17 protein-coding genes are annotated in these 24,037 nt (G+C 72.1%); 3 read left to right on the forward strand and 14 right to left on the reverse strand.

Features of this window, described 5'->3' with window-relative positions; translation table 11 throughout:
• Positions 1 to 11: 11 nt before the first annotated feature.
• The 3 genes from frc to FHX78_RS04645 all read left to right on the forward strand — a co-directional run bounded on the left by frc (position 12) and on the right by FHX78_RS04645 (position 4,901).
• Positions 12 to 1,244: a formyl-CoA transferase gene (frc, locus tag FHX78_RS04635; protein WP_145866189.1), complete on the forward strand. Its 1,233-nt coding sequence runs from the start codon at positions 12 to 14 to the stop codon at positions 1,242 to 1,244.
• Positions 1,245 to 1,248: 4 nt separating this feature from the next.
• Positions 1,249 to 3,393, forward strand: a complete 2,145-nt coding sequence (locus tag FHX78_RS04640) for an acetate--CoA ligase family protein (RefSeq protein ID WP_145866190.1) — start codon at positions 1,249 to 1,251, stop codon at positions 3,391 to 3,393.
• A gap of 122 nt (positions 3,394 to 3,515) precedes the next feature.
• Positions 3,516 to 4,901 (forward strand): OFA family MFS transporter, encoded by a 1,386-nt coding sequence (locus FHX78_RS04645; RefSeq protein ID WP_167531680.1) that lies wholly within the window; start codon positions 3,516 to 3,518, stop codon positions 4,899 to 4,901.
• Between the two features lie 124 nt (positions 4,902 to 5,025).
• On the opposite strand, the gene FHX78_RS04650 is transcribed toward FHX78_RS04645, so the two are convergent.
• From FHX78_RS04650 to FHX78_RS04715, 14 genes are all read right to left on the reverse strand, one after another.
• Positions 5,026 to 6,225 carry a sugar phosphate isomerase/epimerase family protein gene (locus FHX78_RS04650; RefSeq protein ID WP_145866191.1) on the reverse strand — a complete coding sequence of 400 codons (1,200 nt, stop codon included), beginning with the start codon at positions 6,223 to 6,225 and terminating at the stop codon, positions 5,026 to 5,028.
• A 109-nt stretch (positions 6,226 to 6,334) separates the two neighbouring features.
• Entirely contained in the window at positions 6,335 to 7,714 is a 1,380-nt protein-coding gene (locus tag FHX78_RS04655; protein WP_145866192.1) for an alkaline phosphatase family protein, read from the reverse strand.
• Positions 7,711 to 8,880 carry a metabolite traffic protein EboE gene (gene eboE, locus FHX78_RS04660; protein WP_145866193.1) on the reverse strand — a complete coding sequence of 390 codons (1,170 nt, stop codon included), beginning with the start codon at positions 8,878 to 8,880 and terminating at the stop codon, positions 7,711 to 7,713. Before eboE ends, FHX78_RS04655 begins: the two co-directional genes overlap by 4 nt.
• A gap of 3 nt (positions 8,881 to 8,883) precedes the next feature.
• Entirely contained in the window at positions 8,884 to 9,774 is an 891-nt protein-coding gene (locus tag FHX78_RS04665; protein ID WP_145866194.1) for a TatD family hydrolase, read from the reverse strand.
• Positions 9,774 to 10,547, reverse strand: coding sequence for an EboA domain-containing protein (locus FHX78_RS04670; protein ID WP_145866195.1), 774 nt, complete (start codon positions 10,545 to 10,547; stop codon positions 9,774 to 9,776). The genes FHX78_RS04665 and FHX78_RS04670 overlap by 1 nt, the downstream gene beginning before the upstream one ends.
• Positions 10,544 to 11,503 (reverse strand): sugar phosphate isomerase/epimerase family protein, encoded by a 960-nt coding sequence (locus tag FHX78_RS04675; protein WP_145866196.1) that lies wholly within the window; start codon positions 11,501 to 11,503, stop codon positions 10,544 to 10,546. Before FHX78_RS04675 ends, FHX78_RS04670 begins: the two co-directional genes overlap by 4 nt.
• Positions 11,500 to 12,642, reverse strand: coding sequence for an SCO3242 family prenyltransferase (locus tag FHX78_RS04680; protein ID WP_145866197.1), 1,143 nt, complete (start codon positions 12,640 to 12,642; stop codon positions 11,500 to 11,502). The genes FHX78_RS04675 and FHX78_RS04680 overlap by 4 nt, the downstream gene beginning before the upstream one ends.
• 89 nt (positions 12,643 to 12,731) lie before the next feature.
• Positions 12,732 to 13,961, reverse strand: coding sequence for an inositol-3-phosphate synthase (locus tag FHX78_RS04685; protein WP_145866198.1), 1,230 nt, complete (start codon positions 13,959 to 13,961; stop codon positions 12,732 to 12,734).
• A 148-nt stretch (positions 13,962 to 14,109) separates the two neighbouring features.
• A complete protein-coding gene (locus tag FHX78_RS04690) occupies positions 14,110 to 17,832 on the reverse strand; it encodes a ThuA domain-containing protein (protein WP_145866199.1) in 3,723 nt (1,240 codons plus the stop codon).
• Between the two features lie 265 nt (positions 17,833 to 18,097).
• Positions 18,098 to 19,096: a sugar phosphate isomerase/epimerase family protein gene (locus tag FHX78_RS04695; RefSeq protein WP_145866200.1), complete on the reverse strand. Its 999-nt coding sequence runs from the start codon at positions 19,094 to 19,096 to the stop codon at positions 18,098 to 18,100.
• 15 nt (positions 19,097 to 19,111) lie between these two features.
• Positions 19,112 to 20,320 (reverse strand): Gfo/Idh/MocA family protein, encoded by a 1,209-nt coding sequence (locus FHX78_RS04700; RefSeq protein WP_145866201.1) that lies wholly within the window; start codon positions 20,318 to 20,320, stop codon positions 19,112 to 19,114.
• 79 nt (positions 20,321 to 20,399) lie between these two features.
• On the reverse strand, positions 20,400 to 21,446 hold the full coding sequence (locus FHX78_RS04705; RefSeq protein ID WP_145866202.1) for a substrate-binding domain-containing protein: 1,047 nt from the start codon (positions 21,444 to 21,446) through the stop codon (positions 20,400 to 20,402).
• A gap of 17 nt (positions 21,447 to 21,463) precedes the next feature.
• The gene (locus FHX78_RS04710) at positions 21,464 to 22,483 is read right to left on the reverse strand and encodes an ABC transporter permease (protein WP_145866203.1); all 1,020 of its coding nucleotides are present in this window, start codon (positions 22,481 to 22,483) and stop codon (positions 21,464 to 21,466) included.
• The gene (locus FHX78_RS04715) at positions 22,480 to 23,997 is read right to left on the reverse strand and encodes a sugar ABC transporter ATP-binding protein (RefSeq protein ID WP_145866204.1); all 1,518 of its coding nucleotides are present in this window, start codon (positions 23,995 to 23,997) and stop codon (positions 22,480 to 22,482) included. Before FHX78_RS04715 ends, FHX78_RS04710 begins: the two co-directional genes overlap by 4 nt.
• Positions 23,998 to 24,037 lie beyond the last annotated feature (40 nt).

Consider the following 24,037-nt stretch of genomic DNA (forward strand, 5'->3'; position numbering starts at 1 on the left):
GGTGCACGCCCATGACCCCCAAGGCACTTGAGGGCATCCGCGTCCTGGACATGACGCACGTCCAGTCCGGGCCCTCCGCGACCCAGCTGCTGGCCTGGCTCGGCGCCGACGTCGTCAAGCTGGAGGCGCCGACCGGCGACATCACGCGCAAGCAGCTGCGCGACCTGCCGGACGTCGACTCCCTCTACTTCACCATGCTCAACTGCAACAAGCGCAGCATCACCCTCAACACCAAGACCGAGCGCGGCAAGGAGATCCTCACCGAGCTGATCCGGCGCTCGGACGTGATGGTCGAGAACTTCGGTCCGGGCGCGGTCGACCGGATGGGCTTCACCTGGGACCGCATCCAGGAGATCAACCCACGGATCGTCTACGCCTCCATCAAGGGGTTCGGCGAGGGCCCGTACACCAACTTCAAGGCGTACGAGGTCGTCGCGCAGGCCATGGGCGGGTCGATGTCGACCACCGGCTTCGAGGACGGGCCGCCGCTGGCGACGGGGGCCCAGATCGGGGACTCGGGCACGGGTGTGCACGCGGTGGCCGGCATCCTCGCCGCCCTCTTCCAGCGGGAGCGCACCGGGCGCGGGCAGCGGGTGAACGTGGCCATGCAGCACGCGGTGCTCAACCTCTGCCGGGTGAAGCTGCGCGACCAGCAGCGCCTGACCCGTGGTCCACTCGCCGAATATCCCAACGAGGACTTCGGCGACGAGGTTCCCCGGTCGGGCAACGCCTCCGGCGGCGGCCAGCCCGGATGGGCCGTCCGGTGCGCGCCCGGCGGCCCGAACGACTACGTGTACGTCATCGTGCAGCCCGTCGGCTGGAAGCCGCTGAGCGAGCTCATCGGCCGGCCCGAGCTGGCCGAGGACCCCGAGTGGGCGACGCCGGAGGCCCGGCTGCCCAAGCTGAACAAGATGTTCCAGCTGATCGAGGAGTGGTCCTCCACGCTGCCCAAGTGGGAGGTGCTGGAGCGGCTGAACGCGCACAACATCCCGTGCGGGCCGATCCTGTCCACCAAGGAGATCATCGAGGACGCCTCGCTGGCCGCCAACGAGATGGTGGTCACCGTCCCGCACCCCGAGCGCGGCGAGTTCGTCACCGTCGGCAGCCCGCTGAAGCTCTCCGACTCGCCCGTGGCCGTGACCTCCTCCCCCCTGCTCGGCGAGCACAACGAAGAGGTCTACGTCGGCGAACTCGGCCTCGGGGACGAGGAGCTGCGCCTGCTCAAGTCGAACGGGGTGATCTGACGTGATGGCCGAGGACCGGACGCTCAGGGTGCGCGCGCTGCTGGACGCGGTGCGCGCCGAGGGGCGGACCGCCCTGACCGCGCCCGAGGGCAAGGTGATCGCCGACGCGTACGGGATCGCCGTGCCCGGCGAGGAGGTGGCGACGGACGTCGACGAGGCCGTGGCGTGCGCGGCGCGGTTCGGCGGGCCCGTCGTCATGAAGATCGTGTCGCCGGACATCCCGCACAAGACCGACGCGGGCGGTGTGGTCGTCGGCGTGGAGGGGGCGAAGGACGTACGGGCGGCGTTCTGCCGGATCGTGGAGAACGCGCGGGCGTACGCCCCGGATGCGCGCATCGAGGGCGTGCAGGTGCAGGAGCTGCTGCCGAAGGGGCAGGAGGTCATCGTCGGGGCGGTCACCGACCCGACGTTCGGGAAGGTCGTGGCGTTCGGGCTCGGCGGGGTGCTGGTCGAGGTGCTGAAGGACGTCACGTTCCGGCTGGCGCCGGTCGACGCCGACGAGGCGCTGTCGATGCTGGACTCCATCCGGGCGGCGGAGGTCCTGCGCGGGGTGCGCGGCCAGGACGGCGTGGACCGGTGGGCCCTCGCCGAGCAGATCCGGCGGGTGTCCCAACTGGTCGCGGACTTCCCGGAGATCGCCGAGGTGGACCTCAACCCGGTGATCGCGACGCCGGCCGGCGCGGTCGCCGCCGACATCCGCGTGATCCTGTCCACCGGGGCGCGCAAGGAGCGGCGCCGCTACGCCCGCGAGGAGATCCTCACCTCCATGCGGCGGCTGATGCAGCCGCGTTCGGTGGCGGTGATCGGGGCCTCCAACGAGCAGGGCAAGATCGGCAACTCGGTGATGCGCAACCTGGTCGACGGCGGTTTCGCCGGGGAGATCCACCCGGTAAACCCCCGGGCCGATGACATCGTGGGCCGCAAGGCGTACAAGAGTGTCACCGACGTTCCCGGTGAGGTGGATGTGGCGGTCTTCGCGATCCCCGCCCGGTTCGTCGCCTCGGCGCTGGAAGAGGTGGGGCGCAAGAGGATCCCGAACGCCGTGCTGATCCCCTCCGGCTTCGCGGAGACCGGTGAGCACGCGCTCCAGGACGAGATCGTGGCGATCGCCGAGCGCCACGGCATCCGGCTGCTGGGCCCCAACATCTACGGCTACTACTCGACGTGGCAGGACCTGTGCGCCACGTTCTGCACGCCGTACGACGTCAAGGGCGGGGTCGCGCTGACCAGCCAGTCGGGCGGCATCGGGATGGCGATCCTGGGCTTCGCGCGGACCACCAAGACGGGCGTGTCGGCGATCGTCGGGCTCGGCAACAAGTCGGACCTGGACGAGGACGACCTGCTGACCTGGTTCGGGGAGGACCCGCACACCGAGTGCATCGCGATGCACCTGGAGGACCTCAAGGACGGGCGGGCGTTCGTCGAGGCCGCGCGGGCGACCGTGCCGAAGAAGCCGGTCGTGGTGCTGAAGGCGGGGCGGACGGCGGCGGGCGCGAAGGCCGCGGGCTCGCACACCGGCGCCCTGGCCGGCGACGACGCGGTGTACGACGACATCCTGCGGCAGGCGGGCGTCATCCGGGCGCCGGGTCTGAACGACATGCTGGAGTACGCGCGCGCGTTGCCGGTGCTGCCCGCTCCGCGGGGCGACAACGTGGTGATCATCACCGGGGCGGGCGGCAGCGGGGTGCTGCTGTCGGACGCGGTGACGGACAACGGGCTGTCGCTGATGGAGATCCCGGCCGATCTGGACGCGGCGTTCCGGGAGTTCATCCCGCCGTTCGGGGCCGCGGGCAACCCGGTGGACATCACCGGCGGGGAGCCGCCGTCCACGTACGAGGCGACGATACGGCTGGGGCTGGAGGACCCGCGGATCCACGCGCTGGTGCTCGGCTACTGGCACACCATCGTCACCCCGCCGATGGTGTTCGCCGAGCTGACCGCGCGGGTCGTGGCCGAGTTCCGCGAGCGCGGGATCTCCAAGCCCGTGGTGGCCTCGCTGGCGGGGGACGTGGAGGTCGAGGAGGCGTGCCAGTACCTCTTCGAGCACGGGGTGGTGGCGTACCCGTACACGACGGAGAAGCCGGTGGCCGTGCTCGGTGCGAAGTACCGCTGGGCCAGGGCGGCCGGACTGTTGGGGGGCGGTTCATGAGGTGAGTGGACCGGGGGGCCGACCGGCGGTGCGCGCCGGCCGGCCCCGGGACCCGGGCGCGCACGAAAGGCATTGGACAGGGGGCGCTGGCCAGAACTTTCGACGCAAGGGGTGCATACAACGTGACAACCACTGACGTGACACGGGTCGCCACCTACCGGGAGGTGACCGACAGGAACGGACGCGTCTATCGCGTCGGCGAGTCCGACATCGACATCATGGGGCGCAAGCGCAAGTGGATGGTGATCCTGCCCTGGGTCGGCATGATGGGCATCTCCTCCGCCGAGTACGCGTTCGCGTCCGCCGAGGACACGCTCCACGAGGCGCACCACTGGTCCAGCGGCAGCATCTACTGGATGATGACCGTCTGGGTGTTCTGCCAGGCAGCGGTCGCCTTCCCGGCGGGGCGGCTGCGGGAGAACGGCAAGCTGCCGGCGCGCTGGGCGATGATGCTGGGCTCGGCTGGCACGCTGCTCGGCTATCTGTCACTGGCGTTCGCGCCGCATGTGGCGCTCGCCTTCATCGGCTTCGGCGTGTTCAGCGGCATGGGCGCGGGCATGGTCTACGCGACCTGCGTCAACATGGTCGGCAAGTGGTACCCGGAGCGCAGGGGTGGCAAGACCGGCTTCGTCAACGGCGGTTTCGCCTACGGCTCGGTGCCGTTCGTCTTCATCTTCCACGGCTACATGGACGGCTCCAACTTCCGCTGGGTGCTGGTCTCGGCGGGTGTCTTCCTCGCCGCGACGGTGGCCTTCGCCGGCTTCTACTTCCGGGACCCGCCGAAGAACTGGTGGCCGGCCTCCATCGACCCGCTGAACCCGCCGGACGACCCGCGGGCCCGGCGTTCGCTGGCGAAGAACCCGCCGGCCGTCAAGCAGTACTCCCCGATGGAGGCCTGGAGGACCGGCCGGGTGGCGCTGATGTGGTTCTGTCTCGCCTGCACCTCGGGCGTGAACATCTTCGGCATCGCCTTCCAGGTCGACATCGGTGAGGACGCGGGCTTCGCGGCCGGGATCGTGGCCACCGCGATGTCGCTGAAGGCGATCGTCAACGGCACCGGACGCGGCGTCATCGGCTGGCTCTCCGACCTCTACGGCCGCAAGCAGTGCCTGCTGTACGTGTGCGCCATCCTGGGCCTCGCCCAGTTCGGCATCATCTGGTCGGCCGAGATCAAGAACCTGCCGCTGTTCCTGGTCTTCTCCGCCGTCTCCGGCTTCGGCGGCGGTGCCATCTTCCCGATGTTCGCGGCGCTGACGGCGGACTACTTCGGCGAGAACAACAACGCCACCAACTACGGGATGGTCTACAGCTCCAAGCTCGTCTCCGGTCTGGGCGCGGGCATGGGGTCCGTGGTCGTCGCCGCCTGGGGCTACAACGGCGCCTTCACCCTGGCGGGCTGCATCTCGATCTTCGCCGGCTTCATGGCGCTGTTCCTGCACCCGCCGGGGCGGTCGAAGCCCCGGCGCATCACTCCCAATCCCCAGCCGCTCGGTGACGAGACGGCCTGACCCGGGATCCCGACGCCGCGCACCGTCCCCGCCGTCGTAGGCACCGCACCACGAGCTTCGCTCGCACGGACCGGGCGGCCCCTCCCGCACCCCGCGGGAAGGGCCGCCCGGTCCGTCGTCGGGGTCAGTGGCGCCGCTTGCGCAGGGCCGCCAGGTTGTCGTAGCTGATCTTCGCCTCGCGCAGCGACTGCGCGGGGTCGGTGGCGCTCGGGGAGTTGTCGTCCTCGATCATCGGGTTGTGGTAGTTCCGCTGCCCGACCCGTGAGAAGAAGGTCGTGTAGTCGATGACGCCGGTCCCGAAGGGCACCATGTCGTAGCCCATGCCGTTGGTCGTGCTGGCGACGCCGTCCTTGGCGTGGAACAGCGGGTAGCGCCGGTTGTTGCGGAAGACCAGCCCGGCCGGGTCGAAGACGTTCTTGCGGGTGGAGCCGTCGTGCGCCGTGTACGTGTGGAACTTGTACTGCGCGACGTGCGCCCAGAAGATGTCCATCTCCAGCCAGACCAGCTTCGGGTCGGTGACCTTCAGGAAGTACTCCAGCTTGCGGATGCCGGAGCTGCGGGTCGGCCGGCCCTGGTCGTCCAGCGGGCCGCCGTCGAGCAGGAAGCCGTAGGCACCGTCGTGGTTGTGGGTGTAGAGCTTGATGCCCTCGCGCCGGGCGATCTCGCCCATCGCGTTCCACTTGTCGGCGGCCACGTCCCAGTCGGCGCGGTGGGAGCTGCCGGTGGGGTCCCCGCCGGTGCCCATGTGCGCCATGCCGAGGATGTTGGCGATCTCCAGGTTCTTCTTGAAGGTGTCCAGGTCCGCCGCGGTCAGCGGCCAGGACGGCGGGATGAAGCCGTGGTTGCCCTGCGCGCGCAGGCCGTACTCGTCGAGCCAGGAGCGCAGCAGCCTGGCGCCCTCGACGGTTCCCAGGTCGGCGCCGCCGGGCGCGTTGGCGTGCTGTCGGTAGCCGGCGAACTCCACCTGGCTGTAGCCGTGGCGGGCCAGCTGCTTGAACACCTCGCGGAAACCGGAGGGCAGGTCGGTGGCAAGGGGGTCGCGGCCGGTGGCGTCGCGGACCGTGTAGAGGATGATGCCGCGCTTGTGCGGCGGCACCAGGACCTGCCCGCCGCGCCCGTGACCGTGGTCTCTGTCACGGTCCTGGGCCAGGGCGGGGCCCGCGCCGAAGACCGGCGCCGCGACGGCTCCGGCCGCCACGGCGGTGCAGGTGCTGAGGAAACGGCGGCGGCCCACACCGAGGGTGCGGCGCAGGCCCTCGTCCGGGGCGTCGGCGGCGGAGACGGTGGCCGCCTCGGTGCGGGAGGGGTCTGAGTACAGGGTCACGGGTGCCTGCCTTCTGGGTCGTGGCCGGTTCCGGTGCCGCCGGGACCGGCCGTTGTCAGTGCCGTGTGGTTCACTCTCAGTAGTCGGATGCGGCGGCGTACGGGGTGCGTCAGCCGAGTCCGGCCAGCCGGAGCAGGAGTTGTTTGACATCGGTGGCCGCGACGCGGTCACCGACAGCGCGGGGGGTGGAGCAGATGAGGAGCGGACCGTCGTCGTCGCTCGCGGGGAGGCGGCCGTGGCTGCCCCGAATAGGTGAGGAGTCCAGGGGCACCACCGCCATGCGGTAGCGCATGCCGAGCTTCTTGCGCGCCAGTGCGGTGGCCGCCTTGACCTTGACGTAGGGGTCGAGGGGATCCATGAACAGTTCGACCGGGTCGTAGCCGGGTTTGCGGTGGATCTCGACGAGCTGCGCGAAGTCGGGCGCGCGGGCGTCGTCGAGCCAGTAGTAGTACGTGAACCAGGCGTCGGGTTCGGCGACGGCGACCAGTTCGCCGGCGCGCGGATGGTCGAGGTGGTGGGCCTTCTTGCCCTCGTCGTCGAGGAGTTGCTCGATGCCGGGCAGTCCGTCGAGGGCCGCGCGGGTCGCGTCGAGGTCCTCGGGGCGGCGCACGTAGACGTGGGCGATCTGGTGGTCGGCGACGGCGAAGGCGCGGGAGGCCATCGGGTCGAGGTACTCCATGCCGTCCTGGGTGTGCACCTCGAGGAGGCCCGCGCGGCGCAGGGCGCGGTTGATGTCCACGGACCGGTTCACCCGGGTGATGCCGTACTCGGACAGGGCGACGACGGTTCGGCCCTCGGCGCGGGCGTCGTCCAGGAGCGGGGCCAGGGCGGCGTCCAGCTCTGCGGCCGCCTTGGCGGCGCGCGGGTCGTCGGGGCCGAAGCGCTGCAGGTCGTAGTCGAGGTGAGGGAGGTAGCACAGCGTCAGGTCGGGGTGCCGGGTCCGCATGATGTGGCGGGTGGCGTCGATGATCCACCGGCTGGAGACGAGGTCCGCTCCGGGGCCCCAGAAGTGGAACAGGGGGAAGGTGCCGAACTTCTCGGTGAGTTCGTCGTGCAGCGCGGCCGGCCGGGTGTAGCAGTCGGGTTCCTTGCGGCCGTCGGCGTAGTAGACCGGGCGGGGGGTGACGGTGATGTCGGTGTCGGCCCCCATGGCGTACCACCAGCAGATGTTGGCGACGGTGTAGCCGGGGTGGACGCGGCGGGCGGCGTCCCAGAGCTTGTCGCCGGAGACGAGGCCGTTGTGCTGGCGCCACAGCAGGACGTCGCCGAGTTCGCGGAAGTACCAGCCGTTGCCGACGATGCCGTGCTCGGAGGGCATGGTGCCGGTGAGGAAGGTGGACTGGGCGGCGCAGGTGACGGCGGGCAGGACGGTGCCGAGCGGGGCGCGGGAGCCGGACTGGCCGAGCGCCTTGAGGCGGGGCATGTGGTCGAGGAGGCGGGGGGTGAGGCCCACGACGTCGAGGACGAGCAGGGGGGTGGGGTCGCTCATGGGAGTTCCTTCAGGCCGAGGTCCGTCAGCAGGTCGCGGGCCAGGGTGAGTTCGGCGGCGATGCCGTCGGCGAGCTGGCCGCGGCCGCGCGGGCGCAGCTCGGGCGGGAGCGCCTGCCAGGTGTAGGTCTCGACCTCGAGGTGGTGGGTGAGCGGCTGCGGGCCGCCGACCAGCCGGGTCAGGACGGACTTCAGGACGGGCAGCGTGGAGGTGAGGGGCGCGGTGGGCGCCGCGTGCAGCGGGACGTGGAAGTGGGCGCGCCAGGGCGCCCCGTCGGGCAGGGTCTCCCCGGCCAGGGCCTCGTCGAGGTCGTCGGTGCCGCGCAGTCCGGCGAGGGTGGACGTGCGGGTCTGGTGCAGGAAGCGGGGTTCGGCGAAGGCGGCGAGTGCCTCGCGGACCTCGGGGAGGTGGGGCTGCTCGGCGTGCAGGGCGGCGGAGAGCTGCGACTTGACCACGGGCACGCCTGCCCGGGCGAGGTCGTCCAGGGCGGTGTGCGGGTCTTCGAAGGAGGTGGCGAGGTGACAGGTGTCGACGCAGATGCCGACGCGGTCGTGGGCGATCGCGGTGAGCGGGGCGATTGCGTCCCGGGTGGTCTCGACGACGCAGCCGGGTTCCGGCTCCAGGGCGATCCGGATGGAGCGTCCGGTGAGTTCCTGGAGGGCGTCGAGGCGTTCGGCGAGGGCGCGCAGGGCGGTGCGGGCGGTCTCCGCGCGCTGCTCGTCGTAGGCGGTGCGCCAGGCCAGCGGCAGGGTGGAGATGCTGCCGTCGGGGACGTCGTCGGGCAGCAGTCCGGCGAGGACGCGGGCCAGGGCGGTGGTGTGTTCCAGGCGTTCGGGATCGGCCCAGTCCGGCTTGTAGACGCGGTACTTGACCTCCTCCGCGCCGAAGCCCTCGTAGGGGAAGCCGTTGAGGGTGACGACCTCGAGGCCGCGCCGGTCGAGTTCGCAGCGCAGGCCGCGCAGGGCGGACGGGTCGGTGGCGAGGGCGTGCGCGGCGTCCTTGGCGAGCCACAGGCCGATACCGAGCCTGTCCCGGCCCAGGCGGCGGCGGACGGGCTCGCAGTGGTCGCGGAGCTGGGCGAGGACGCCGTCGAGGGTTTCGGCGGGGTGGACGTTGGTGCAGTAGGCGAGGTGGACGGTGGAGCCGTCGGGGTGCCGGAAGCGCATGGCTCATGCCTCCGTGGCGGGGTCGCCGGCCGGCCGGGGTTCGTCCCTGGGCTGGCCGCGCAGGATGGAGTTGCCCTCGTGGGTGGCGTCCGGGGCGCTCACGTCGAGGTCGAGGCGGCCGCTGAGTCCGTAGAAGGCGACGGGGTTGCGCCAGAGCACCCGGTCGACGTCGTCCTCGGTGAAGCCCTCGGCGAGCATCAGGTCGGCGACCTTGCGGGTCTTCAGGGGGTCGCTCCTGCCCCAGTCCGCGGCGGAGTTCACCAGGACCCGCTCGGGGCCGTGGTCGCGCAGGATGGCGACCATCCGCTCCTCGTCCATCTTGGTGTCCGGATAGACGGAGAAGCCGAGCCAGCAGCCGCTGTCCTTGGCCTCCTTGACGGTGGTCTCGTTGAGGTGGTCGACCAGGACGCGGTCCAGGGGCAGCGCGGACTCGCGGACGACGTCGAGGGTGCGGCGCAGCCCGGCGAGCTTGTCGCGGTGCGGGGTGTGCACCAGCGCGGGCAGCCCGTGGTCGGCGGCGAGCTGGAGCTGGGCGGCCAGCGCGGCGTCCTCGGCCGGGGTCATGGAGTCGTAGCCGATCTCGCCGACGGCCACCACGTTGTCCTTGACGAGGTACCGGGGCAGTTCGTCGAGGACGGGGGTGCAGCGCGGGTCGTTGGCCTCTTTGGGGTTGAGGGCGAGGGTGCAGTGGTGGGCGATGCCGTACTGGGCGGCGCGGAAGGGTTCCCAGCCGAGGAGGGAGTCGAAGTAGTCGAGGAAGGAGGCCGGGGAGGTGCGGGGCTGGCCGAGCCAGAAGGCGGGCTCGACGACGGCGCGGACGCCCGCGGCGTACATGGCCTCGTAGTCGTCGGTGGTGCGCGACGTCATGTGGATGTGGGGGTCGAAGATGCGCATCAGGACTCCTTGCCGTGGGGGTCGTCCGTGCCGTGCGGCGGGGTGGCGGTGGCGGGCTCGGTCAGGGCCAGGGCCCGGCGCAGGTCGTCCGGGACGGGACGGCCGGCGGCGCTGCGCTCCTCCGCGTAGTCGCCGAGCATGCGGGCGAGTTCGCCGTCGCCCCGGGCGCGCCGGGCGAGGTCCGCCACGTGGTCCAGGTCGACGCCGGTGAAGAGGCACTTCAGTACGGCGTGCCGCCAGGCGTGGGCGTCCAGGTGGCGGGCGCCGTAGGGGCCGAGGGCGGCGGCGACGAGCCGGGTGTCGTTGGTGCGCAGGGCGTCCTCGACCAGCGGCAGGGCGTCGGGGCCGGTCACCAGGTGCGGCAGCGCGTGCAGGACGGCGCGGCGTTCGTCGGCGGTGCCCTGGTGGTAGACCCGGGTGAGCGCTTCGGCGTCGGCGCGGGCGGCGTGCAGGATGAGGACGCGGGCGGCGTCGGCGTGGGCGGGACCGCAGCGGCGGCCGGCCTCGGCCAGGCGCAGTTCCCACACGGAGAGGGGGCCGTGGGCGCCCGGGTGGGTGGCTGCCTCGTCCAGGGCCTGGTCGAGCCAGGCGCGGGCGGCTGCGTCCAGTCGCTCGGTGAGCCGGCGGCGCAGCTCGGCGGGCGGGGTGAGGGCCGCGGTTCCTGCCGCGGGGGCGGAACCGTCGGCCGCCTCGGCTCCCGGGGCGTCAGCGGTCGCCCGGGTCCCGGGTGTGCCGGCCTCCGGGGTGGCCGGGGTGGCGTGGGGGCGCGTCATGGGGTGCTGCTCCCTTCGGGGGTAACGGAGGGATCGCCGTACGTGGGGACGGGGGCGGTGGGTGCGGGTGCGGCGGTTTCCGCGGCCCGGGCGGCGCGGCGGAGGAAGGGGAGGGACTGGGCGGCGAAGTGGGGGCCCGCGTGGGAGTGGCGGGGCAGTTCGACGACGGTCAGTCCCTGGTAGCCGGTGGCGGCGAGGGCCGCGAGGAGGGGCGGGAAGTCCATCTCGCCGTCCCCGAAGGGGAGGTGTTCGTGGACGCCGCGGCGCATGTCCTCGATCTGCACGTGGCGCAGCCAGGGGGCCGCCTCGCGCACGCAGTCGGCGGGCGGAAGGGGTTCGAGGCAGTGGCAGTGGCCGAGGTCCAGGGTGAGGCCGAGGGGCTCGGGGTCGCCGAGTGTGCGGCGCAGGTGGTGGAAGTCGGCGAGGGTGGCGAGGAGGTGGCCGGGCTCGGGTTCGACGGCGAGCGGGACGCCGGCGGTGGCGGCGGCGTCCAGGACGGGGGTGAGGGTCTCGGTGAGGCGTTTCCAGGCGGTGTCCTCGTCGGTGCCGTCGGGGACGATGCCGCTGAAGCAGTGCACGGCGTGCGCGCCGAGGTCGGCGGCGACGCGGACCGCCCGGACGAGCAGGTCGACGCGGCGGGCGCGGTCGTCCGGGTCGGGGTCCAGCAGCGACGGGCCGTGCTTGCGGCGGGGGTCGAGCACATAGCGGGCGCCGGTCTCCACGGTGACGCCCAGGCCGAGCTCGTCGAGCCGGTGCGCGACCCGGCGGGTGCGGGCGGCGAGGTCCGGGGCGAGCGGGTCGAGGTGCATGTGGTCGAGGGTGAGTCCGAGACCGTCGTAGCCGAGGTCGGCGAGCAGGGCGAGGGCGTCGTCGAGCCGGAGGTCGGCGAGGCCGTTGGTGCCGTAGCCGAAGCGGAGCGAGGTGGGCGGGGAGGTGTCGGCTCCGGGCGGGTTCACGTCACGCTCACCTTCTTCGCGAACCTCGCTCCGAGCGGGGCGAGGGCGGCGATCAGCAGGGCGGGGCCGACGGCGCCGGTGCGGGCGCTGAGGCCGGCCTGGAGGGGGATGGTGGCGCGGATGCCGGCACCGACGGCGCGTTGGGTGAGCGGGGGTGAGGGGTTGAGGGCGGCGTGGAAGTAGGGGCGGGCGGCGGTCGCGGCGTAGAGGGCGCCGAGGGCGGTGGTGAGACCGGCGGCGAGGTCGCTGCCCGCGCCCGGGCGCGAGGGCCGGGCCGGCCGGGGCGCGGTGGCGGGCCGGGGCGCGATCCGGCCGGCCGTTCCCGGGCGGCGGCGCGGGGCCGCCGGGTGGGAGGCGGGCCGGGTGTCCGACGAGGGACCCGGGTCCGGCCGCCCGCGCCCGGCCACCAGCCGGGTCAGCAGCCCTGTGGCGGCCAGTGCCGCCAGCGGGGCGAGCGGGGAGCCGCCCTGGGTCTCCTGGCGGGACACCGTGGTGACGGCGAGGGTGTGGGTGCCGAGGAGGGCGGCGGAGGGCAGGGCCTCGCGGGTGCGGCCGGTGGTGGCCGCCGCGCCGAGGAGGAGGTCCAGCGCGCGGGCCCCGGCCATCGCCACCGGACCGGCGGGCGTGTGCTTGAGGGTCAGGTCGTACGCCCAGACGGTGGCCGCGAGGGGCGCGGCCACGGCGAGGGCGGGACGGCCGGCCCGGGCGGCGAGGGCCAGTCCGGCGCCGGTGAGGGCGCAGGCGGCGGTGAGGGCGGCGGCGGGGCGGACCCGGCCGGAGGGGATCGGGCGGTGCGGGCGCTCGGCGGCGTCCTCCGCCCGGTCCGCCCAGTCGTTCAGGGCCATGCCCGCCTCGTACAGACAGACGGAGGATCCGATGGCGAGCAGCGTACGGGCGTTGGGGCGGGCCCCGGCGGCAGCGGCCCCGGCGAGGGCGTCGCCGGGGACGGTGAACAGGGCGGGAAGCCGCAGCAGTTCCGCCCAGGCCCGCCGCCGGGCCGCACTGCCGGGCCCCGGGCGGACCGCGCCGGGTCCCTCCGGCGCGGTCCCGCCCGGGGACGGCGCGTCCGCGGCCGGCGGCTGGGTGACGGCCGCTTCGGTGGCCGGGACGGTCGGGGCGGGCGCGTCCTGGGCAGACACGCCCGGGGCCGCCGCAGCCGAGGTGGACGCGGCCGAGTCAGTCGCCCCCGTGTCCTGTCCGCCCGGGCGTTCCGGCTGTTGCACCGGGCTCACTCCGACTCCTCGCCGCCGTGCGTCGCGCCGCCCGGCGCGGGTGTGCCGGGGACGCCCGGCCCGGGTGAGCCGGGAGCAGCCGCGTCCGGTGCCGGCACCGTCTGCTGCCCGGCGCCGCGCAGTCGTTCCGCGAACCCGGTCAGTCGCGCGTACTGCTCCGTCAGGCCGGCCGGGCCCTCCCCCACCGGGTCCTTGAAGAAGAAGCCCAGCTCGGCGAGCGGACCGGACAGGCCGGCCTCGTGGGCGCGGGCCGTCAGGCGGGCCAGGTCCAGGACGAGCGGGGCCGCCAGCGCAGAGTCGCAGCCCTGCCAGATGGTCTGGAGGATCATGCGCGTGCCGAGGAAACCGTCGAAGGCGATGTGGTCCCAGGCGGTCTTCCAGTCGCCGAGGGCCGGCACGTCGTCGATGTGGACCTCGCCCTCGGGGACCGTGCCGAGGGTGTCGGCGAGGACGCGCTCCTTGCCGGCGTTCTTCGCCGCCGCGGCGGCCGGGTCGGCCAGCGCCGCGCCGTCGCCGCCGCCCAGCAGGTTGGCGCCGGACCAGGCCCGCACGGCCAGCGCCCGCTGGGCGAACATCGGGCCGAGCACCGAGCGCAGCAGGGTCTGGCCGGTCTTGCCGTCGCGGCCCGCCCAGGGCAGACCGGAGGCCTCGGCGAGCGGGGCCAGCGCCGGGTGGTGCAGTCCCGTCGAGGGGGTGAAGTTGACGTAGGGGCAGCCGGCGCGGAGGGCGGCGGCCGCGTACAGGGAGCTGGCGGGGAGTTCGGAGCCGACGGGTGCCGGCTCCGTGGAGGCCACGTTCACCACCACGGCCCGGTCCAGGTCGCACCGGGTGACGAAGTCGCGGATGTCGGAGGCGAAGGCGGCGATCAGTTCCTCCGCGCTCCGGGTGTCGCCGGCGGCCGGGCCGCCGGGCCTGATCTCCCGGTCGGCGGCGGCGAGTTCGGCCGCGACGGCGGACGGCAGGCCGGGCGGCAGCACACCGCCGGCGGCGAGTGCCTCGGCCCGTTTGGGCAGCGGGCAGTCCAGGGTGTCGTGGCCGCCGAAGACGAGGGAGGTCAGGGCGGGCAGGCCGGAGTCGGCGAAGACGGGGCTCTCGGTCACCATGCCCGTCGGCGGGTGCAGCCCGGCGGTCACGGCGGCGCAGCCCGCCACCACGGTGGTGGCGACGGAGCCACGCGCTCCGACCAGCCACACTCCCACCCGGGAATCGGAACGGGACACGGACATGGGTGGCCTCCTCGTCGGATTCCTCATCGGATTCCTCAGCGAATGACGGTCTGCGTGACGGGCTGAGCGGACCCCGTACGGACAGAGGGAAGAAGGGACCGGTGGAGGACGGCGGGCGGGAGTCCGGCGTCTCCCGCCCGCCGCCGTTCTAGTCGCCCTGTACGGGCAGTTCCTTCAGCTGGATGTCGCGGAAGGAGACCTGGTCGTCGGCGCCGTGGTTCTGGAGGCCGATGTAGCCGTCCGTCAGGCTCCGCTCCGGGTCCTTGTTGGTGAAGTCGTTGATCTTGACTCCGTTGAGGAACACCTGGAGGCGTTCGCCCTGGACCTTGATCTCGTAGGAGTTCCACTGGCCGGGCGGCCGCAGGACCTGGTCACGGGCCTTGATGTTCGCCGACTTGAAGGAGTAGACGGAGCCCGTGGTGCGGTCGGCCGCGTCCGTGGCGTCGATCTGGATCTCGTAGCCCCTGTTCACCGCGGACCAGGGGTCGTCCGAGGCCGGGAAGCCCACGAAGACTCCGGAGTTGTCGTCGCCCCGCATCTTCCAGTCGAGCTTGAGCGAGTACGACTTCAGCTCCTTGGCCTGGTACCAGAGCAGGCCCATGCCGCCTTCGGACTCCATGGTGCCGTCCTTGACGGTGAACTTCCCGGGCCCTGCCTGCTTCCAGCCGTCCAGGGTCTGGCCGTTGAAGATCTCCCGGTAGCCCTTGTTCGGCTTGCAGTCCGCCTTGACCTGGCCGGTGGCGTACTGCATGCCGCCGAGCAGGTGGGCGCGGAAGGCCTGGTCGGCGTACGACTCCTTGGTGTGGCCGCCGCCGGTGTAGAAGGAGCGGCCGCCGCCGTAGTTCTGGCACCAGGCGATCGGGTGGTCGCCCTTCATGGTGCCGCCCTCGTAGGTGGTCTCGTCTAGGGTGGCGAGGACCTTGGCCTGCTCACGCGGGTTGGTGCGGTAGTTGTACCACTCGTCGGTGCGCTCCCAGGTGTCGCCCAGGTGCGCGGTGGACGGGTGGTCGTGGTCGTGGACGCGCACGGTGGCCTTCTGGATGGCCGGGTGCGAGTCGAAGTGGGCGCCGACGAGGCCGCCGTAGAACTCCCAGTCGTACTCGGTGTCGGCGGCGGCGTGGATGCCCAGGTAGCCGCCGCCGTTCGCCACGTAGTTCTCGAACGCCTTCTGCTGCGCGGCGTCGAGGACGTCACCGGTGGTGGACAGGAAGGCCACGGCGTCGTACTTGGCGAGGTTGGCCGTGGTGAACTGCTTGGCCTCCTCGGTCGCGGTGACCTTGATGCCGGCCGGGGCGCCGAGCTCCTTCAGGGCGGCGATGCCCTCCGGGATGGAGTCGTGGCGGAAGCCGGCCGTCTTGGAGAAGACCAGGACCTTCTTGCCGCCGGTGAACGGCTCGGTGGAGAACTCGAAGTCGTCCACGTCGTACAGCGCGCCCTCGCCGCCCTTGAAGACCAGGTAGATCTCCGTGGTCTTCTTCGGCAGGGACCGCAGCGGCACGTCGACGTCCTGGAACGTCTCCCAGCCGCCGGTCGGCGGGATGTACGCCGAGCCGTGCAGCTTGCCGGTGGGCGAGCCGGTGCGCAGCTCGACGAAGCCGCCGGAGCCGCCGGAGGAGGCCCGCACGGTCATCTTCTTCTGCCCGGCGAACCGGTAGGGGCCGAAGGAGATCCAGTCCCCGTCGTGGACGTCGCCGACGGTCTTGCCGCCGTGGGCGCCGGTCTTGTCGATGACGGCCACGCCGGACTGGGTGGTGAAGTGCTCGGCCTGCCGGTGCAGCGGCTGGAGCACGGTGCGGGCGGTGCCGGTCAGGGCCTCCTGGCCGTTCGCGCCACCGTCGGTGTAACTGGCGCCGACGACACCGTAGATGTTGGCGTTGGGGTCGTGGCCGCCGTCGCCGGCGGGCGGCTTCAGGGTGCCCTCGCAGCCCATCTCGCTGGTCAGCTCGTGGGCGTGGGAGTCGTGGCCGAGGCTGTAGACGACCTTGACCTTGGAGCAGTCGACGGTCTCCTCGGGGTCGGTGACGGTCACCTTGAACGGCACGGGCTCGCCGAAGGCGGCCAGGCTGCCGTTGCCGGGCACGTCGATCCGCACCTTGGGCTCGGTGTTGCCGACCACGATGCGGGTGCTGGCGTTGCCGGAGTTGCCCTCGGGGTCCTTGGCGGTGAAGGTCGCGGTGTAGGTGCCGACCTTCTTGTACGTGTGGGTGGGGGTGAGGCCCTCGCCCTTGGTGCCGTCGCCGAAGTCCCAGCTGTAGGTGAGGTCCGGGGAGTCGGCGTCCTTGGCGCCGGCGGTGAACTTGACCTTCAGGCCGGCCGCTCCGGAGGTCTTGTCGGCGCTCACCTCGGCGATCGGGGAGAAGCCGTCCTCGGCGTTCTCGATCCGGTACAGCGCGGAGTTCTCGTCGCCCTGGAACCAGGAGACGCCGTAGTCCAGGACGTAGAGCGCGCCGTCGGGGCCGAACTCCATGTCCATGATCTGGGTGCCGGTCCACGGGAAGTCGTTGATCTTCGCGACGGACCCGTCCTCGTTCTGCTCGATCCGCTTGATCCAGCGGCGGCCGAACTCGCCCGCGAAGAAGTCGCCGTCGTAGGCCTCGGGGAACTTCACGCTGGAGTCGAGCTCGGGGTCGTAGCGGTAGACCGGGCCGGCCATCGGGGACTCGGAGCCGGTGCCGAACTCGGGCACGGAACCGCCGTCGTACGGGATCCAGGCGGCCTGGGCGGGCGGCAGGTCGACGAGCCCGGTGTTGTGCCGGGAGGTGTTCTTCGGCGCGGCGCAGTCGAACTTCTCGCCGGAGGCCCCGGTGGCGAAGTCGTAGTCGACGTAGGGGTCGTTGTCGCCGGTGCAGAAGGGCCAGCCGAAGTTGGCGGCCTTGGTGACCTTGGCGAACTCGACCTGTCCCGCCGGGCCCCGGTTCGGGTCGGCGGCGCCGGCGTCGGGGCCGTAGTCGCCGACGTAGACCGTGCCGGTCTTGTCGTCGACGCTCATCCGGAACGGGTTGCGGAAGCCCATCGCGTAGATCTCGGGACGGGTCTTGTCGGTTCCGGGGGCGAAGAGGTTGCCCTCGGGGACCGTGTACGAGCCGTCCTCGGCGACCTTGATGCGCAGGATCTTGCCGCGCAGGTCGTTGGTGTTGCCGGAGCTGCGGCGGGCGTCGAAGGCCGGGTTGCGGTCCGCCCGCTCGTCGATCGGCGTGAAGCCGTCGGAGGCGAAGGGGTTGGTGTCGTCGCCGGTGGACAGGTAGAGGTTGCCCTCGGCGTCGAAGTCGATGTCGCCGCCGACGTGACAGCAGGTGCCGCGGGAGGCCGCGACGTCCAGGACCTTCTTCTCGCTGGCCATGTCCAGCGTGCCGTTGGGGTTGAGGACGAAGCGGGAGAGGCGGTTGACGCCGTCGAACTTCTTGAAGTCCTCGGCGGTGCCGGTCTCCGGGGCGTCACCGGCGGGGGTGTCGAGCGGCGGGGCGTAGTAGAGGTAGATCGCCCGGTTGTTCTCGAAGTCCGGGTCGATGCCGACGCCCTGCAGCCCCTCCTCGTCGTGGCTGTAGACGGGGATCTTGCCGGCCACCTTGGTGATGCCGCCCTGGTCGGTGAGGCGCAGTGTGCCGTCGCGCGAGGTGTGCAGGACGCTGCGGTCGGGGAGCACGGCGAGCGACATCGGCTCGCCCGTCTCGGGCTCGCCCTTGGCCAGCGGCACCTGCTGGAACTGTCCCTCGGCGGCCGCCGGTTCGGCGTCCTGGGCCTGGCCGGGCTGGGCGCCGGCGACGGTCGCCGGGGCGCCCACGGCCAGCATCAGGCCGGTGAACAGGGCGAGGGCGGTGCGAAGCCTGGGACGCCTCGTGGTGGTGGTGCTTCTGACTCTGCTTCTGTGCACGAAGTCCCTCCGGGAACGGAGATGGGCCGTACGGAACGGGTACGAAGGCGTGCGGTGCGGGCGCCGGGGTGCGCCGTCACCCCGGAGGCGTGGGGGGCCTGAACACTTCTGGGACGGTAACCGCGTTCTTCCGGGGCGAACACCCCTTGGGCCAGGACTGGTTGAACTTTTTCCCAATACAGGACAAAGCGGGACCGGGGCAGGGCGGGGCCGGGGGCCGACGGACGATGCCGGCCCCCCTCCCCGACCTGCCGTCGGGCGTGGTTCAGCTGTTGAACGCGGCGTCGAACGACGCCGTGGGCGGCTCGAAGTCGAACGCCTTCAGGCGGGTCAGCGCCTCGGGGGCGCCCTGGAGCCGGTCCATGCCGGCGTCCTCCCACTCGACGGAGACGGGCCCCTGGTAGTCGATGGAGCGCAGCATGCGGAACACGTCCTCCCAGGGGACGTCCCCGTGACCGGCGGAGACGAAGTCCCAGCCGCGCCGGGGGTCGCCCCAGGGCAGGTGGGAGCCGAGGCGGCCGTTGCGCCCGTCGAGGCGCTTGCGGGCCTCCTTGCAGTCGACGTGGTAGATCCGGTCGCGGAAGTCCCACAGGAAGCCGACCGGGTCGAGGTCCTGCCACACGAAGTGGGAGGGGTCGAAGTTGAGGCCGAAGGCCGGCCTGCGGTCGACGGCGTCCAGGGCGCGGACGGTGGTCCAGTAGTCGTAGGCGATCTCGCTGGGGTGGACCTCGTGCGCGAACCGCACGCCCTCGGCGTCGAAGACGTCCAGGATGGGGTTCCACCGCTCGGCGAAGTCCTCGTAGCCGCGCTCGATCATCGACTCGGGGGCGGGCGGGAACATGGCCACCAGGTGCCAGATGGCGGAGCCGGTGAAGCCGATGACGGTGTCGACACCGAGGAGGGCGGCGGCCCGCGCGGTGTCCTTGATCTCGGCGGCGGCGCGCTGCCGTACGCCCTCGGCGTCGCCGTCGCCCCAGATCCGGGCGGGCAGGATCGCCTGGTGGCGCTCGTCGATGATGGCGTCGCACACCGCCTGCCCGACCAGGTGGTTGGAGATCGCCCAGCACTTCAGGCCGTACTTGTCGAGGAGCTGGTGGCGGCCGGCGACGTAGGAGGGGTCGGCGAGTGCCTTGTCCACCTCGAAGTGGTCGCCCCAGCAGGCGAGTTCGAGGCCGTCGTAGCCGAAGTCACGGGCGAGTCGGCAGACCTCCTCCAGGGGCAGGTCCGCCCACTGGCCGGTGAACAGCGTGAAGTTGCGCGGCATTCGTATCCGTCCTCCTCAGGCGGCGATCGGTGTGTAGACGGAGTTCTTCTCGGCGCTCTCCTCCACCGCCGCGAGGACGCGCTGCACCTGCAGTCCGTCGGCGAAGGAGGGTTCGGGCGTGCGGCCCTCGGCTACGGCGTGGACCAGGTCGCGGGCCTGGTGCACGAAGGTGTGCTCGTAGCCGAGGCCGTGGCCCGGCGGCCACCAGCCCTCGAGATAGGGGTGGTCGGGTTCGGTGACCAGGATGCGGCGGAAGCCGGAATGGGTGGCCGGCTCGGTGCCGTCGTGGAACGACAGCTCGTTGAGCCGTTCCAGGTCGAAGGCGAGCGAGCCGCGCTCGCCGTTGAGCTCGATGCGCAGGGCGTTCTTGCGGCCGGTGGCGTACCGGGTGGCCTCGAAGGAGGCGAGGGCACCGGAGGCGAACCGGCCGGTGAACAGCGCGGCGTCGTCCACGGTGACCTGCCCGGTGCCGGCGGCGTCGACGGCGGCCAGACCGCTGCTCGCCCCGGTCGGCAGCGGCCGCTCCCTGACGAACGTCTCGGTGAGCGCGGAGACGCCCGCCAGCCGCTCCCCGGCCAGGTACTGGGCCAGGTCGACGATGTGGGCGCCCAGGTCGCCGAGCGAACCGGAGCCGGCCTGCTCCCGGCGCAGCCGCCAGGTCAGCGGGAACTGGGGGTCCACCAGCCAGTCCTGGAGGTACGCCACGCGGACGTGCCGCAGTGTCCCGATCCGGCCCTCGGCCACCATCCGCCGGGCCAGCGCGGTCGCGGGGACCCGGCGGTAGTTGAAGCCGACCATCGCCAGCTGTCCGCGCTCCCCCGCCTCTTCGGCGGCGCGGGTCATCGCCCGGGCCTCCTCGACCGTGTTGGCGAGGGGTTTTTCGCACAGCACGTGCTTGCCGGCGGCGAGCGCGGCGAGCGCGATCTCGGCGTGGCTGTCACCGGGGGTGCAGATGTCGACGAGGTCGACGTCGTCCCGTTCCACCAGGGCGCGCCAGTCGGTCTCGGTCTCCGCCCAGCCGTGCCGGTCGGCGGCCGCGCGCACGGCGTCGGCGTCCCGGCCGCAGATCACGGCCAGTTCCGGGCGCAGCGGCAGGTCGAAGACGCGGCCCGCGGTGCGCCAGCCCTGGGAGTGGGCGGCACCCATGAAGGCGTAACCGACCATGCCGACGCGCAGCGGTGGCTTCCCCGTCTCTGCCCCTTCGGACTGCTGCGGCTGTGCCATACGAATGTCCTCCTCGTCGTCGTGTCGGGCGGGGTGGGCCCCGCCCGGTGGGCTGGTCAGGCCCGTGGGGCGGGGCTCCTCACTTGAAGCCGGTGGACATGTACTGGTCCACGTTCTCCTTGTCGACGACGGCCGAGTAGCAGGTCACCGTCGAGGGGATCTCGAACTCGGCGAGGCCGCCGACACCCTTGCCCTGGCCGAGGGCGCGGGCGAGGTCGATCGCGGAGGCGGCCATGGTCGGCGGGTACAGGACGGTCGCCTTCAGGACACCGTTGTCGGCCTTGATCGCCTCGAAGGCGGCGAGCGCTCCGGCGCCGCCCACCATCAGGAACTCGTCGCGGCCGGCCTGTTCGATGGCGCGCAGCGCGCCCACGCCCTGGTCGTCGTCGTGGTTCCACAGGGCGTCGATCTTCGACTGCGCCTGGAGCAGCTGGGCCATCTTGGCCTGGCCGGACTCGACGGTGAACTCGGCGGCCTGCCGGGCCACCTTCTTGATGTTGGGGTAGTTCTTCAGCGCGTCGTCGAAGCCCTGGGTGCGCTGCTGGGTGAGCTCCAGGTTGTCCAGCCCGGCGAGTTCGACGACCCGGGCGTCCGGCTTGTCCTTGAGCTTCTCGCCGATGTAGTGGCCGGCGTTGAGGCCCATGCCGTAGTTGTCGCCGCCGACCCAGCAGCGGTACGCCTGGGGGCTGTTGAAGATGCGGTCGAGGTTGATCACCGGGATCCCGGCGCGCATCGCCTTCAGCCCGACCTGGGTGAGCGCCTTGCCGTCGGCGGGCAGCACCACCAGGACGTCGACCTTCTTGTTGATGAGGGTCTCGATCTGGCCGATCTGCTGGGCGGTGTCGTTGGAGCCCTCGGTGATCTCCAGGGTGACGTCGGAGTACTTCTCCGCCCGCTTCTTGGCGTTGTCGTTGATGGCGTTGAGCCAGCCGTGGTCGGCCTGCGGTCCGGCGAAGCCGATGGTGACCGGCTTGCCGGGCTTGTCGTCGGCGGCGGGCTGGTTGTTCGCGGCCGGCTCGTCGTCACTGGACTCGTTGCTCGTGCACCCGGTGACGAGGGCGCCGGCGGATACGGCGGCCGCTCCGAAGAGCAGCCCTCTGCGGCTCGTGAAAGGTGTCTGTGGCATGGCGGTGAACCCTTTCCTCAGGTCGTGCTCGCGGTACGGCGCTGGACCAGCACGGCGGCGACGATGATCGCGCCCTTGGCGATCTGCTGGACGTCGCTCTGCAGGTTGTTCAGGGCGAAGATGTTGGTGATCGTGGTGAAGATCAGGACGCCGAGGACGGAGCCGACGATGGTGCCGCGTCCGCCGGTGAGCAGGGTGCCGCCGATGATCGCGGCGGCGATGGCGTCGAGTTCGTAGAGGTTGCCGTTGGTGTTCTGGCCGGAGCCGGCCAGGACGATCAGCAGGAAGGCGGCGATGCCGCAGCACAGCCCGGACAGCAGGTACAGGTAGAGGCGCTGGCGGCGGACGTCGATGCCGGCGAGCCGGGCGGCCTCCGCGTTGCCGCCGACGGCGACGGTGCGGCGGCCGAAGGTGGTCCGGTTGAGGACCAGCCAGCCGATGACGGTGACCGCGGCGAACACCAGGACCAGCGGCGGGACGCCGAGGACGTAGGAGTCGCGCTCGCCGAGGTCGAGGACCGCGTCGACGCTGACGACCTGGGTCCGGCCGTCGGTGATCTGCAGGGCCAGGCCGCGGGCCGAGGCGAGCATGGCCAGGGTGGCGATGAAGGGGACCATCCCGCCGTAGGCGATGAGCACCCCGTTGACCAGACCGCAGCCGACTCCGACGGCGACGGCGGTGAACAGGATGCCGCCGAATCCGTACTCCTGGGTGGCGACCGTGGTGGCCCACACCGAGGCGAGGGCGACGATCGCGCCGACCGACAGGTCGATGCCGCCGGAGATGATGACGAAGGTCATGCCGACGGTGACGACACCGATGACGGATGCCTGGGTGAGGACGAGCTGGAGGTTGCGGGTGTCCAGGAACTCGTCCGGTTTGGTGATGCCGCCGATGAGGATCAGTACGGCGAGCACGCCGAGCAGGGACAGCGTGCGGACGTCGGCGCGGAACAACACGGCGCGCCAGGCGGGCGTTTCGGCGGCCGACGGCACCTTGTCGGTGCTGTCCCGCGGCGGGGAGGCGTGTTGCGTCATGACGCCGGGCTTCCTTCCATGACCAGGTCGAGTACACGGTGTTCGTCGAGTTCGCGGGCGGGCGCCGTGTGGACGACGGTGCCTTCGCGCAGGACCAGGACGCGGTCGGCGAGGCCGAGCACCTCGGGCACCTCGCTGGAGACCAGCAGGACGGCGAGGCCCTCGTCCGCCAGCCGGCGGACGACCGCGTAGAGCTCGGCGCGGGCGCCCACGTCGACGCCGCGGGTGGGTTCGTCGAGCAGCAGCACCCGGCAGCCGCGCAGCAGCCAGCGGGCGAGCACGGCCTTCTGCTGGTTGCCGCCGGACAGGGTGCGCACCGGCACGTCCGGGTTGTCGGGGCGCAGGGACAGTTCGCGCACGGCGGCGCGTGCCGCGCCCAGTTCGGCGCCGCGGTCGATCCAGCCGGCCCGCGCGAAGCGGGACATGGAGGAGACCGACACGTTGCGGGTGACGGACTCCAGCATGAGCAGGGCCTGCGCCTTGCGTTCCTCGGGGGCGAGCCCGAGCCCGGCGCGCACGGCGGCCCGCACGCTGCCCGGTTTCAGGGGCTTGCCGTCGACGAGGACCCGGCCGGTGTCCGGTTTGCGGGCGCCGTAGACGGTCTCCAGGATCTCGGAGCGTCCGGAGCCGACCAGTCCGGCGAGCCCGACGATCTCACCGGGGCGCACCTGGAGGTCGAGCGGGGCGAACTCGCCCTTGCGGGACAGCCCTTCGACGGTCAGCACGGGTTCGCCCTGCGGTGCGGCGGCGGGCCGTTCCGGGAAGACGTACTCGACGTTGCGTCCCGTCATCAGCGCGACGACCTCGCTGGTGGGCGTGGACTTGGCGGGCAGTCCGCGGGCCACGGCGCGGCCGTCCTTGAGGACGGTCACCCGGTCGCCGATGCGCCGGATCTCCTCCAGGCGGTGCGAGATGTAGACGACGGCGACTCCGTCCGCGGTGAGGTCGCCGACGATGCGGAAGAGGTTGTCGACCTCGTCCGGGTCGAGGGCGGCGGACGGCTCGTCCATCACGATGAGCCGTACGTCGTGGGAGAGCGCCCGCGCCATGGACACGATCTGCTGGTGCGCCGCGGACAGGTCGCCGACCAGCCGGCCGGGGTCGATCTCCGGGTGCCCGAGCCGCTTGAGCAGCTGGGCCGTCGACTCCCGGGCGGCCTTGCCCCGTACGACGAACCCGGCGGTCGTGGGTTCGTGGCCGAGGTGGACGTTCTCGGCGACCGACAGGTGTTCCACCAGGTCGAGTTCCTGGTAGATGGTGGCGATGCCGAGGCGCATGGCGGCGATCGGTGAGCGGAGCACGACCTCGTCCGAACGCCAGCGGATGGTGCCCGTGTCGGGCTGGTGGGCGCCGGCCAGCACCTTGATCAGGGTGGACTTCCCGGCGCCGTTCTGGCCGAGCAGGCAGTGCACCTCGCCGGCCTGGACGTCGAGATCGACGCCGTCCAGGGCCCGGACTCCGGGGAAGGACTTGGTGATGCCGGACATGCTGAGCAGCGGTGGTTCTGGTGCCATGCGGATATCCCCTCGGCGGGCATGCGGGCCGGTGTCAGGG

The sequence above is a fragment of the Streptomyces capillispiralis genome, assembly GCF_007829875.1.
Lineage (GTDB): Bacteria > Actinomycetota > Actinomycetes > Streptomycetales > Streptomycetaceae > Streptomyces > Streptomyces capillispiralis.